Annotated in this window: 11 protein-coding genes; 1 reads left to right on the forward strand and 10 read right to left on the reverse strand. The window is 66.9% G+C overall.

All coding sequences use genetic code 11. The features are described 5' to 3' along the window. The first annotated feature begins 133 nt into the window (after window positions 1-133). The gene (locus Q9Q79_RS18475; RefSeq protein ID WP_005411277.1) at window positions 134-1,708 is read left to right on the forward strand and encodes a sensor domain-containing diguanylate cyclase; all 1,575 of its coding nucleotides are present in this window, start codon (window positions 134-136) and stop codon (window positions 1,706-1,708) included. A gap of 34 nt (window positions 1,709-1,742) precedes the next feature. On the opposite strand, the gene Q9Q79_RS18480 is transcribed toward Q9Q79_RS18475, so the two are convergent. The 10 genes from Q9Q79_RS18480 to queF all read right to left on the reverse strand — a co-directional run bounded on the left by Q9Q79_RS18480 (window position 1,743) and on the right by queF (window position 11,633). Continuing rightward, window positions 1,743-2,630 carry an energy transducer TonB gene (locus Q9Q79_RS18480; protein WP_043034296.1) on the reverse strand — a complete coding sequence of 296 codons (888 nt, stop codon included), beginning with the start codon at window positions 2,628-2,630 and terminating at the stop codon, window positions 1,743-1,745. Window positions 2,631-2,691: 61 nt separating this feature from the next. After that, window positions 2,692-4,422: a bifunctional isocitrate dehydrogenase kinase/phosphatase gene (gene aceK, locus Q9Q79_RS18485; protein WP_049395367.1), complete on the reverse strand. Its 1,731-nt coding sequence runs from the start codon at window positions 4,420-4,422 to the stop codon at window positions 2,692-2,694. A 146-nt stretch (window positions 4,423-4,568) separates the two neighbouring features. After that, window positions 4,569-4,928, reverse strand: coding sequence for a hypothetical protein (locus tag Q9Q79_RS18490; RefSeq protein WP_005411280.1), 360 nt, complete (start codon window positions 4,926-4,928; stop codon window positions 4,569-4,571). A 53-nt stretch (window positions 4,929-4,981) separates the two neighbouring features. Next, a complete protein-coding gene (locus Q9Q79_RS18495) occupies window positions 4,982-5,398 on the reverse strand; it encodes a roadblock/LC7 domain-containing protein (RefSeq protein ID WP_005411281.1) in 417 nt (138 codons plus the stop codon). After that, window positions 5,391-5,939: an ATP/GTP-binding protein gene (locus Q9Q79_RS18500; RefSeq protein WP_005411282.1), complete on the reverse strand. Its 549-nt coding sequence runs from the start codon at window positions 5,937-5,939 to the stop codon at window positions 5,391-5,393. The genes Q9Q79_RS18495 and Q9Q79_RS18500 overlap by 8 nt, the downstream gene beginning before the upstream one ends. Continuing rightward, window positions 5,932-6,894: a hypothetical protein gene (locus Q9Q79_RS18505; protein WP_024957688.1), complete on the reverse strand. Its 963-nt coding sequence runs from the start codon at window positions 6,892-6,894 to the stop codon at window positions 5,932-5,934. Before Q9Q79_RS18505 ends, Q9Q79_RS18500 begins: the two co-directional genes overlap by 8 nt. Window positions 6,895-7,208: 314 nt before the next feature. Next, window positions 7,209-9,431 (reverse strand): NADP-dependent isocitrate dehydrogenase, encoded by a 2,223-nt coding sequence (locus tag Q9Q79_RS18510; RefSeq protein WP_201864003.1) that lies wholly within the window; start codon window positions 9,429-9,431, stop codon window positions 7,209-7,211. Between the two features lie 342 nt (window positions 9,432-9,773). Further along, complete coding sequence (locus Q9Q79_RS18515) at window positions 9,774-10,286, reverse strand: hypothetical protein (protein WP_005411286.1); 513 nt, start codon at window positions 10,284-10,286, stop codon at window positions 9,774-9,776. 45 nt (window positions 10,287-10,331) lie between these two features. Beyond that, window positions 10,332-10,625: a LysM peptidoglycan-binding domain-containing protein gene (locus tag Q9Q79_RS18520; protein ID WP_005411287.1), complete on the reverse strand. Its 294-nt coding sequence runs from the start codon at window positions 10,623-10,625 to the stop codon at window positions 10,332-10,334. A 189-nt stretch (window positions 10,626-10,814) separates the two neighbouring features. Beyond that, a complete protein-coding gene (gene queF, locus Q9Q79_RS18525) occupies window positions 10,815-11,633 on the reverse strand; it encodes an NADPH-dependent 7-cyano-7-deazaguanine reductase QueF (protein WP_012481425.1) in 819 nt (272 codons plus the stop codon). Between the last annotated feature and the right edge of the window lie 344 nt (window positions 11,634-11,977).

Here is an 11,977-nt window from a genome sequence, read left to right on the forward strand (position 1 = left end):
CTTCACCGCCGCCCGGTTTTGGCGATAATCCGCCCGATGCCCTGCCCGGCCCCGAGGGCCTGGCCACCGATTCCCGCTGTCGCCCCTTCCGGAGAACCGGTCGGGTCCAGCCTCCTGCCGGATCCGTCGACGCATGCGAACGCTGTCTCCCCGCCTCAACCTGGGCAAGCTGATCCTCGCCCTGGCCCTGCTCAGCGCCATCATCGCGCTGGCCAACACCCTGCTGGCCAGCTACCGGGTGCAGCGCGACCAGCTGGTCGGCAACACCCTGGAGGCCAACCGCGTCTACGCAACCAAACTGGCCGAAACGACCCAGAACTTCCTGCTGGCTGCCCAGCAGGAACTGGCCTACGCCGCCACGCGGCTCGGCCAGGGCAACCTCGACCCGGCACAGGCCCAGGACGAAGCCAGCCGCCTGCAGCTGCAGACCAACAGCTTCAACTCTTCGCTGGTGGTGGATGCCGACGGCCTGGTGATCGCCACCTCGCCGCAGACCCTGCAGCTGCAGGGCGAAGTACTGCACAGCGTCGGCAACAATGCCGCGCTGGCCGCGCGCCAGCCGATGATCAGCGACCCGTACCAGTCGGCCACCGGCAAGCTGCTGGTCTCGCTGTCGCACCCGATCTTCGATCGCCAGGGCCACTACCGTGGTTACGTCAGCGGCACCCTGTACCTGCGCCAGCGCAGCGCACTGCACACGCTGCTGGGCAAGCACTACTACCGTGATGGTTCCTACCTGTACGTGGTCGATCGCCATGGCCGCCTGCTGTACCACGCCGATGGCAAGCGGGTGGGCGACTACGTGGTCGGCAACCCCGCAGTAAAGGCCGTGGTGCGCGGCGAGCGTGGCGCGCAGCAGGTGCGCAACAACCTGGGCGTGTCGATGCTGGCCGGCTATGCGCCGGTGGCGGCCACCGGCTGGGGCATCATCGCCCAGCGCCCGACCGAGGCCACGCTGCAGCCGCTGTCGCGGTTGATGACTGCGGTAATCTGGAACGCAATCCCGCTGGGCCTGCTGTCGCTGCTGATCACCTGGTGGTTCGCCCGTCGCATCTCGATGCCGCTGTGGCAGCTCGCACGCAACGTGCAGGGCGGCGAAGACACTGGCAATGCGATCAGCCACGTCAGCGGCATCCGCGCGTGGTACTTCGAGGTCGCCCAGCTCAAGCAGGCGGTACTGCACAGCTTCAATGCGCTGCAGGACCGCATCGGCACGCTCAACCGCGCCAGCCGCACCGATCCGCTGACCAGTCTTCTCAACCGCCGCGGCCTGCAGCAGGCGCTGGATGCCCTGCAGGTACAGGGCATCCCGTTCGCGATCCTGGCGCTGGACATCGATCGCTTCAAATCGATCAATGACAACCACGGCCATGACGTCGGCGACGCTGCCATCGTCCACATCGCCAACCAGATGCGCCGCTACTCGCGCGACAGCGACATCCTCTGCCGCGCCGGTGGCGAGGAGTTCCTGCTGCTGTTGCCGGGCATCAGCGCCGAGTCAGCGCGACAGGCTGGCGAGCGTCTGCGCCAGCACATTGCCGACCATCCGTTTGAACCGGTCGGCACCATCACCGTCTCGCTGGGCGTGGCCCACTTCCCCAGTTTCCATGTCGATGCCGAGCAGGCACTGCGGCTGGCCGACAAGGCGCTGTACCTGGCCAAGGAACAGGGCCGCAACCGGGTGGTGGTCTACCCCTACGCCGATTGACGCGGAGCCGGGCGGGCCGGCTCCGCAGTGATCGTCAGCCCTGCTCCAGCGGCGTCAGCAGGCGCAGGCCGCGCTTGGCGCCGTCCACCATGTAGATGCCGCCCTCGGGCAGCAGGTCGCTGCCGTTTTCCGCCGCGTCACCGGTCACCCACGGTGCGCGCTGCTTCGGTCCTGGAATGAAGGCGCGCCAGCGGCCATAGCGCTCGGCAGCGGCATTGCGATCATCCGAGAACGCATAGTTGACCGGCACGCGTACCGACCAGAATTCCCGTGTGACGTCCTTCCCGCTGCTTGGAGGAATGAAGGTCCACTTGCGGGCGGTATTGATGCTGGCCTTGGCCAGCACATCGCGCAGCTTGGCCATGGTCCGCTCCGGCCCCGCCACGGTCATGTTGACCTGCTCGGCGATGACGTCGGCCACCGTGCCATCACGGGCGACCTTGATGATCAGGATCACATCGCCCTGACCACCGATCCTCATTGCCTCGTCCGGATAGCGCGGCGGCGCCAGGCGCTCTGCGGTCACCGAATCGGTGGCCTTTGGATCGTACTCGCTGAAATCCACGCTGGTCATGCTGACTTCGTAGTCGCCCTTGCCCGTGGACTTGCCACGCAGACGCACCCGAAACGGTGCCTGTGCGGCGACGGCCTTGCCATCGACCCGCGTCGGCTCGAAACGCCAAGGGCGAATGGTGCGTTCAACAAACGCGGCAACACCCGGGCTGATGTTTGCCTTCTGATCGAGCACCAGAGCGCTGACTGCGCCTTCTGCCGTGACCTCGATCTTTCCGGTCAGTGTCATGCTCAATTCGGTGGTGGCACGCACCGCGCGCGTGGTCTGCGCGTTGGCATCGCCGGCTAACAGCGGAGCGCCGGCACCGACGGCCAACGCGAGAGCGAGGAACAATGGGGAACGCATCATTGCCGGATCCTTGGTGATGAAGGGCGAGAGTACCTCAGTCCCAACACCCATGACAGCTGGCTCACGCCAACCGGTGCGCGCCAGCATAGGGCGGCGTGTCCGGATAGTCACCTCGGGCGAAGCGTTCCTGCAGGCCCTGCCACCAGCCCGGGTCGAACAGGTGCCGGTAGTGCTCGCGCACCGCTGCCAGCTCTGCAGCGGGCAGGCCCATGAACGGGCCGAAGCGCTCGGGAAACACGTCGCGCGGACCGACATGGAACCATGGCTCGTCGGACATCGCTTCCTCCGGCGTACGCGGCTGCGGCCAGGCGCGGAAGACGCAGTCGCTGACCAGACACAGCTCGTCGTAGTCGTAGAACACGGCCCGGCCGTGCCGTGATACGCCGAAATTCTTCGGCAGCATGTCACCGGGGAAGATGTTGTTGCGCGCCATGTCGGTGATCGCCTGCGCATAGTCGAGCACCGCCGCCCGCACCGCCTCCGCGCCCTGCTCGCGCAGGTACAGATTCAAGGGACGAAAACGACGCTGCACATAGCACAGTGCGACTTCGACCTCATCGCCATCGATGCGTACGCTCTGCGCGCACTGCTGCAGCAGTTCATCCAGCAAGGCCGGCGCGAAGCGCTGGCGCGGGAAGCGCAGATGACGATAGGGCTGCGCATCGAGCAGGCGGCCGACACGATCGAGGTTGAACACCAGCGCGTACTTCTCTTCCACCTGCTGTCGCGACATCGCCTTGGGCCACGCGAAACGGTCGCGGATCAGCTTGAACACCAGCGGGTAACTGGGCAGGGTGAACACCGCCATGACCATGCCCGGCGTGCCCTCTGCATGCACCAGCCGCTCCTGCGGGTGCTCGTTGAAATGACGGAAGAAGGTGCGGTAGCGCTCGGTCTTGCCCTGCTTGGCGCGGCCCAGCACGGTGTATATCTCATCGATGGGCTTGCCCGGCAGCAGACTGCGCAGGAACACCACCGCATCACCGACCGTGGCCAGGTTGGCCTGGAAATAGCTGCGTGACACGCCGAACAGGTGGGCCACGTCCCGGCGCCGGGTCAGCACTGCATCGGCGCGCAGGCCACGCTCGTCGTTCACCAGGGCAATCACGCACGGCGAGAACCGGTGCTCGCCGAACACGCGGCCAACCAGGTAAGCGCGGCGCTCGCGGTAGAACACCGTGTCGAGCAGCTCGATGCTGCGTACCGGCGTATCGCCCCAGTGGGCCAGGTCATCCTGCAGGCGCACCGCGATGGCCGCGGCACAGCGCAGCTGGTGCGCATAGGGGATATCGAAGCGATAGTCGGCCAGCACCCGCTGCAGCGCCTCCACCGGCCGCGTCGGCGAAACCGCGTAGGTATGCCGCGCCACCGGGTGGGTGATGGCATCGGAGGGTTCGACATCGAAGGCGATGAACTCCAGCGCCGGGTCCACGCCCCGGGTGGCAAACAGGCGCCGCGACAACGTGTTGTAGAAGGTCTTGTACAGCTCGGCGTCGATCAGGCCCTGCAGCAGCGCGCTATAGCGGGCGTGCACCCGCAACCACAGCACGCGCTCGCCGATCGCGTCACCGGCAAGGCGGCGCAGCGCATCCATCTGCTCGGCGATGCACAGGTCGTACAGGGCGATGCGCTCGACCGCATCCTGTCGCGCACCGGCCCAGTTGCGCTGCTCGAAGCGCTGCCGCGCCCGCGCGGTGATCGCCGCAAAGCGGGCGTGGTACTGCTCGAAACCGTCGCGGATGGCTACCGCGATGCGCGGTGCCAGCTCGGCAGCGATGTCAGGCCTGGACATGCATGGCTCACCCGGAAGGACCGGCTTCACCATACGCTGGCGTGTGCGATGCCGTCGAGCGCGAAGGTAGTGCCGGCCGCTGGCCGGCAGCACCTGGACCGTCGATGGATCGATGCAGATGCCGGCCAGCAGCCGGCACTACTGGCTCAGATCGCCAGTTCGGCTTCCACGTCCTGCACCTTGCGCCGCGCCAATGCCAGGTTGGACCTGGTACGGTCCAGCACGATGTAGAAGAACAGGCCCTTCTTCTTCGCCACCGGGCGCATGATGTGGTACGCCTTGCCCAGCGAGATCAGGATGTCCTCGATGCTGTCGTTGAGGTTCAGCGATGCGGCGGTCTTCATCTTGGCACGGATCACTTCGGTGTTGCCGGCGGCGGCCACTTCCATGTCCATGCCGGCACCGGCTTCGCCCAGCAGCATGCCGCTTTCATAGTCGACCAGCGCCACTGCCTGCGCGCCGTCGATGCCCATCAGTGCGTTCAACGATTCATTCAGTCCAGCCACGTCGCACCCCTTGTCGATGTTGGTTCGAGCCCCTCGTTCCCCTGCGGCCGGGCTCACGATCCGCCGAGTTCGGCCAGGATCGCCTGGCCACATTCCCTGCTCTGCCACAGCACCTGGCCGATCACGCTGCGCTGGTCGCAGGCCGCCATCAGCAGCAACGGCACGCGCCCCTCGGCCTGGATCGCCAGCATCAGCACCTTGCCGCCCGCGGCCTCCAGCATCAGCGTCTGCAGATCCCCAAGCACAAGTTCGCGCCCGACCGCTGCAGCCAGCGCCAGCATCGCGCTGGTCATCGCTGCCAGGCGTTCACCGCGCCCTTCGGCACCGGCACTGACCAGGGCGAAGCCATCCACACTGGCCAGCACCACCGTGCGTATGCCTTCCACCCGCTGCTGCAGGTCTCGCAGCAAGGGCTGCAGGCGCTCACGCTGGCCGGCGTCGGGCAGTAGCGCCACCTGCCCGTCAGCCATGCGCGGCCACCAGTGCGTGCGCTTCCATCTCGCCCATCAATACATCCATCAGCAGCAATCCCTGTTCGCGGTCGCGGGTATCCACGGCCAGTAGCGGCAGCGGCTGGTCATCAAGGCAGGCACGGGCGGCCCAGTCGTCCAGCGCGGCGTGCGGTGCCTGGTCGAGATGGGTGACGGCCACCACCAGCGCCAATGACGATGCGAACGGCCGCAACACCTGCAGATAATCCTCCAGTTCGGCAACCACGCCCGCGCGCCGCGCATCCAGCAGCAGCACGGCGCCGCGGGCGCCCTGCAGCAGGATCGGCCAGAGGAAATCGAAACGCTGCTGTCCCGGCGTGCCATACAGGCGCAGCCGCTCGCCATTGGGCAGGTCGATATCCGCATAGTCCAGGGCGACCGTGGTGGAGGCCTTGTCGGCACCGAGGCGGTCGCTGTTGGCCACGTCGGTGTCGACCACCGCGCCGGCCGCGATGCTGCGCACCAGGGTCGACTTGCCACTGCCCATGCCGCCCAGCACCACCACCTTGTGCTCACGCATTGCGCTCGCTCCCACGCAGGTGACGCCACAGGCGGGCGAGCAGGCCGTTGTCAGCGCCGGCAGCGCGTTCCGCCAGCGGTACCGCCGGTGCTGCCTGCAGCTGCGCGTAACCGCACAGGTAAGCGGCATGGATGAAATCGCGCACGGCCGCAGGCGGCAGATCAAGCAACATCGCGCACTCGTCCACCGTGCACGCGCGCTTGAGCAGCAGCGAGCACAGGCGGAAGCCATCATGGTCATGGCCCAGCACACGGAAATCGGGCCAGCGCAGCAGCTTTACCGAAGCACCGCGCAGGCGTTCGTCCAGTGCCTGCCAATGGCGGCTACGTTGCGCCCATTGCCACAGCAGCGGCCGCAGTGGCTGGCGTGGCCGCTCGCCGGCCAGGCCATGCAGGCGTGCGGGTGTCAGCGCATCCAGCTGCAGGCGTTCGAAGGCATCGGCCAAACGCTCCACCAGGGCCGTAGCCGGTTCCTGCAGCAGCACGGCCTGGTCATGCTCAAGGTCCATCAGCAGCAGTGGCTCGCCCGCATCACTCAGCAGTGCCTGGCCCTGTCGCAGCGGCAGCCGCTCGCGCAGCAGACGGGTGATGGCATGCGCACCATCAGCCAGGCGGATCGGTGCGGGTGCGTGCATGGCCAAGGGCTCCACTGCCAACTGCATGCGGCGCAGCGCGCGACCGATGGCACTGTCATCAAGCACGTCCTGGTGCCCGTCGCCATCACGCAGCTGGCCGCCGATGTCTTCGATCCAGCACTGCAGTCGCGGACGCTGCTGGCGCATGCGCTGGGCCGCGTTGCGCAGCGCCGGCGTATCGCGGATGACCAGCAGGTCGCAATCGTCCAGGTCCTGGCTGCGGCGGATCTGGCCGTCCGGCAGGGCCGATGCCACGCGCAGCCGCTGCAGCAGGGCCTGCTCGCCCTGGATGTCGGTTCCCACTACCAGCACGCGTGCCATCCGTGTTCCCCGTGCGGCCACCTCCCCGGTGGCCTCGCGTCGCCAAGGCTAGGGCATCGCCAGCGGCAGCCGTCGTGATCGACTGCTCAGATCGAGGGCGGTTGCAGACGGTGTCCGATCAGTTCTGCGACGGCCATCGCGGGCAAGTTTCATGCCTCGTTGACGACATTCCGACAGCCGACGGGAATCACGGTTCTGGACGCGGGTCGAATGGGGTCAGAACCCTTTTGCATGGCAAAAGGGTTCTGACCCGGAGCCCAAAAGAAACCCGCGCCGAAGCGCGGGTTCCGGTGTCACAACCGAACGGCGATGGATCAGCCGCGCAGCTGCTCCAGCGCGGCGTTGAAGGTCGCGCTCGGGCGCATCGCCTTGCTCGCCTTGGCGACGTCCGGGCGGTAGTAGCCGCCGATGTCCACGGCCTTGCCCTGCACCGCGATCAGCTCTTCGACGATCTTCTGCTCGTTGTCGGTCAGTGCCTTGGCCAGCGGTGCGAAGCGTGCCTTCAGTGCCGCATCTTCGTCCTGTGCGGCCAGCGCCTGCGCCCAGTACAGCGCGATGTAGAAGTGGCTGCCACGGTTGTCGATGCCACCCAGCTTGCGCGACGGCGACTTGTCGTTGTCCAGGAACTGGCCGTTGGCTTCGTCCAGCGCCTTGGCCAGCACGCGGGCGGCGGCGTTGTCGTAGCGGTTGCCCAGGTGTTCCAGCGACGCGGCCAGGGCCAGGAACTCACCCAGCGAATCCCAGCGCAGGTAGTCCTCTTCGACGAACTGCTGCACGTGCTTCGGGGCCGAACCACCGGCGCCGGTCTCGAACAGGCCGCCACCGGCCATCAGCGGCACGATCGACAGCATCTTGGCGCTGGTGCCCAGCTCCATGATCGGGAACAGGTCGGTCAGGTAGTCGCGCAGCACGTTGCCGGTCACCGAGATGGTGTCCTCGCCCTTGCGGATGCGGTCCAGCGAGAACGCGGTGGCTTCCACCGGCGGCAGGATGCGGATGTCCAGGCCGGTGGTGTCGTGGTTCTTCAGGTACTGCTCGACCTTGGCGATGACCTGCGCGTCGTGGGCGCGGGCGGCATCCAGCCAGAACACGGCCGGGGTGCTGCTCAGGCGGGCGCGTTCGACGGCCAGCTTGACCCAGTCCTGGATCGGCGCGTCCTTGGTCTGGCACATGCGCCAGATGTCACCGGCTTCCACGGCGTGTTCGAACACCACGTTGCCGGCATCGTCGGTGACCTTGACCACGCCGTCGGCAGCAATCTGGAACGTCTTGTCGTGCGAACCGTACTCTTCGGCCTTCTGCGCCATCAGGCCGACGTTCGGCACCGAGCCCATGGTGGCCGGGTCGAAGGCGCCGTGCGCCTTGCAGTCGTCGATGACGGCCTGGTACACGCCGGCGTAGCAGCGGTCCGGAATGACCGCCTTGGTGTCCTGCAGCTTGCCTTCGGCGTTCCACATCTTGCCCGAGTCGCGGATCATCGCCGGCATCGAGGCGTCGACGATCACGTCGCTCGGCACGTGCAGGTTGGTGATGCCCTTGTCCGAATTGACCATGGCCACGCCCGGACGCTGCGCGTACTCGGCGGCCAGGTCCGCTTCGATCGCGGCGCGGGTGGCTTCCGGCAGCGACGGCAGGCGCGCGGCCAGGTCACCGATGCCGTTGTTGGCATCGAAACCGGCCTGCTTGAGCACGTCGGCGTGCTTGGCCAGCACGTCCTTGTAGAACTCGTTGACCGCCACGCCGAACATGATCGGGTCGGAGACCTTCATCATGGTCGCCTTCAGGTGCAGCGAGAACAGCACGCTCTGGGCCTTGGCATCGGCGATCTGCTCACCGATGAACGCGGCCAGCGCCTTGCGGCTCATGACGGCGGCATCGACGATCTCGCCGGCCTTGACCGTGGTCTTTTCCTTCAGCACGACGGCGCTGCCGTCCTTGCCGTGGAAGGTGATCTTCAGCGCACCGGCGTTGGCCAGGGTGGCCGACTTCTCGCTGCCGTAGAAATCGCCGGCGGCCATGTGCGCGACGTGCGACTTCGAATCCGACGCCCAGGCGCCCATGCGGTGCGGGTGCTTGCGCGCGTAGTTCTTCACCGACAGCGGTGCACGACGGTCGGAGTTGCCTTCGCGCAGAACCGGGTTCACCGCACTGCCCTTGACCTTGTCGTAGCGCGCCTTGTAGTCGCGCTGCTGGTCGTCGGCCGGGGTTTCCGGGTAATCCGGCAGCGGATAGCCCTGGTCCTGCAGTTCCTTGATGGCCGCCTTCAACTGCGGCACCGAGGCGGAGATGTTCGGCAGCTTGATGATGTTGGCGTCCGGGGTGGTCGCCAGCTGGCCCAGCTCGGCCAGGTCGTCGCTGACCTTCTGCGCGTCGGACAGCAGTTCCGGGAACTGCGACAGGATGCGGCCGGACAGCGAGATGTCACGGGTTTCCACCACGATGCCGGCAGTGGCGGTGTAGGCGTCGACGATCGGCAGCAGCGACTGGGTCGCCAGGAACGGTGCTTCGTCGGTCAGCGTGTAGAGGATCTTGGACATGGGGGACTTGGACTCTGTAGCAATGCTCAGGGGAAGGCCGGCGCCAGCGCCGGGCCACGTGCAACCGTGTCGCTTTCCCCCGTCGCCGTCAGGGTGGGCGCGCGGCGGGGAAACCCCTGCATTGTCGCGTTTTCAGCCGCGCGGGGCAAAGCCGCGCCATACGCGGCGGTACTGCACGGCGGCAACGCTGTGATCCATCCACGCGCGGCGTGGATCTGCGCGAACGCCGCCGTCAGTGAATCCACGCCATGCATGGATGAAGCCAGCCACCGGCCAATAAAAAAGGACGCAGCCTTGCGGCTGCGTCCATCGTGAGTCCTGCCGGGAGAGAGTCGGCAGGACTTACTTGACCTCGAACTCCTGCGGCGTTCCAGCCGCCTTGCCATCGACCGTGACCTCGGCGCGGTACTTGCCGGCCGGCCAGCCCTTTGCATTCTTGAACGTGACGTTGGTGGTCTCCGCGCCGCTGGCATTCAGGGTCGCGGTCTGTTCGCCGGCCACCTGGCCGTCCTGGAAGGTCAGCTTGGCACCGACATTGACGTTGTTGGCGGCGCCATCGGTCTTGACCGAGACGATGACATCATCCTTCGGCGAGAACAGTGCAGCCGGGGCGACCGATTTGTCGGCGGCAGCGGTCTTGCCCACGGTGACGGTGGAAACGCTGACCGCGGCAGCTTCCGCCATCGGCGGCGGTGCACCGGTCATCGGTGCCGGCGCTGCCGGCTCGGCCGGAGCCGTGGCGGCCGGAGCGGCGTTGGTGTCGGTCGACTCTTCCTTCTTCTTGCAACCGACCAAGGCAACGCTGCCCAACAGGGCGGCGATCAGGGCGGTCTGGAGCGGGGTGGTCTTGATCATTCGGGGTTCCTCCCAGGGATTGTCGGACGGCGTTTGATCGCCGGCTTACTTCGGCGGCAGTTTCAGGGTCTGGCCCGGGAAGATCTTGTCCGGGTCGTCAAGCACATCGCGATTGGCTTCGAAGATCTTCTTCCAGGCGTTGGCGTCGCCCAGATGCTGCTTGGCGATCTTCGACAGCGAGTCACCCTTCTGCACGGTATAGGTGCCGCCGCTGACGATCTCGGCGGTGCTGTCCACCGAAGCGCTCACGCCGGAGAAGTCCGCCTTCGGCACCTGCTCGGCGGTACTGTCGACGCTGGCGCTGACGCCGGAGAAATCGGCTTTCTTCTCGGTACTCATCCACAACTCCCGTCTGCATGACTACGTGGCTCGCACGGTGCCATGGCGGTTGTTAAATGGGGATGGTGCAGATGTGAAGCCGCCCCGGGGGGCGGCTGAACAATCGGGAGAGACGGTGCCCGGTAGTGCCGGCCGCTGGCCGGTGTTCGCCGGGCATGGCCCGGCACAACGGGCAACCGCCTCCGGCGGTTACTGGCGCAGTTCGCGGTAGGTCGCGGCCGGGGCGGCAATGCCGGGACTGGCACGCCACGGATTGATGTCCAGGCCGCCACGGCGGGTATAGCGCGCCTCCACTTCCAGCCATTGCGGCTGGCAGCGCGCAGACACCTCGCTGAAGATCCGCTCAACGCACTGCTCGTGAAACTCGGCGTGCTCGCGGTAGCTGACCAGATAGCGCAGCAGGCCGGCACGATCGATCTTCGGCCCGCGGTAACGCAGGCTGACCGTCGCCCAGTCCGGCTGGCCGGTGACCGGGCAGTTGGACTTCAGCAGTGCCGAGACCAGGGTCTCCTCCACCACCTCACCGGCATTGGCCGAGAGAAAGTCCGCCTGCGGCGGGCCGTAGCAGTCGATCTCCAGCTCCAGCCCGTCGATGGATTCACCGAGCGGCGTCTCGCGCAGGCCCGGCAGCCCGAACTCGACCTGGACCGGCGCACCGGCACAATCTGACAGATCCGCCACGATGCGCGCGCGCAGTGCCTCGGCGCTGTCGATGCGGGTGCTGTTGAGGGAGTTGAGGTACAGCTTGAACGACTTCGATTCGATCAGCCGCGGCGAGGTGCACGGCACCTGCACGGTGGCCACGGCCACCTGCGGCTTGCCACGCGGGTCGAGCCAGCTCAGCTCGAAGGCGTGCCAGCGGTCATGGCCGACGAACGGCAGCGCGGCGTCATCGAGGCCGATTTCGGCGCGGGCGCCGCTGCGGGGGATGGGAAACAGCAGGCCGGGATCGTACTGCGACGGGTAACTGACCTCGCGACCGAGGCTGGAATCCTGTGGGGTGTTCATGGGGGTCATTGTATCGCGCGGACGGCGTGCCTTCGGCCGGGCCGGCCAACGGCGGAGCCCCTCCGTGGTGGTTTTGTTGGTTGGTCGTGGAAGGCGGTCTATCGGCTTGGCCGGGTGGGTAGGCGGGTCGGGGGACGCCGTAAACCCGTCCTTGGGGGCTTGGCCGCGGCATCCATGCCGCGGACACCCCCGCCCCGCCCACCCACCCGGCCCCTGACAGTTCCTTGCGCGCCACCACCACCACGGGAAAGATCAGGAAAATCAAAATCAGAAGCCGATCCTTCAGACATTCATGACGCCTGCCGTGCCGACCAACGGTCGGCACCCACCAACAGCAGCGGGCA

Origin of the sequence: Stenotrophomonas sp. a6 (assembly GCF_030913325.1) — a bacterium.
Classification (GTDB): domain Bacteria; phylum Pseudomonadota; class Gammaproteobacteria; order Xanthomonadales; family Xanthomonadaceae; genus Stenotrophomonas; species Stenotrophomonas maltophilia.

Coding starts and splice junctions, on each gene's coding strand:
- Q9Q79_RS18475 (WP_005411277.1), top strand. CDS start 134: ATGCGAACGCTGTCTCCCCGCCTCAACCTGGGCAAGCTGATCCTCGCC.
- Q9Q79_RS18480 (WP_043034296.1), bottom strand. CDS start 2,630: ATGATGCGTTCCCCATTGTTCCTCGCTCTCGCGTTGGCCGTCGGTGCC.
- aceK (WP_049395367.1), bottom strand. CDS start 4,422: ATGTCCAGGCCTGACATCGCTGCCGAGCTGGCACCGCGCATCGCGGTA.
- Q9Q79_RS18495 (WP_005411281.1), bottom strand. CDS start 5,398: ATGGCTGACGGGCAGGTGGCGCTACTGCCCGACGCCGGCCAGCGTGAG.
- Q9Q79_RS18500 (WP_005411282.1), bottom strand. CDS start 5,939: ATGCGTGAGCACAAGGTGGTGGTGCTGGGCGGCATGGGCAGTGGCAAG.
- Q9Q79_RS18505 (WP_024957688.1), bottom strand. CDS start 6,894: ATGGCACGCGTGCTGGTAGTGGGAACCGACATCCAGGGCGAGCAGGCC.
- Q9Q79_RS18510 (WP_201864003.1), bottom strand. CDS start 9,431: ATGTCCAAGATCCTCTACACGCTGACCGACGAAGCACCGTTCCTGGCG.
- Q9Q79_RS18515 (WP_005411286.1), bottom strand. CDS start 10,286: ATGATCAAGACCACCCCGCTCCAGACCGCCCTGATCGCCGCCCTGTTG.
- Q9Q79_RS18520 (WP_005411287.1), bottom strand. CDS start 10,625: ATGAGTACCGAGAAGAAAGCCGATTTCTCCGGCGTCAGCGCCAGCGTC.
- queF (WP_012481425.1), bottom strand. CDS start 11,633: ATGAACACCCCACAGGATTCCAGCCTCGGTCGCGAGGTCAGTTACCCG.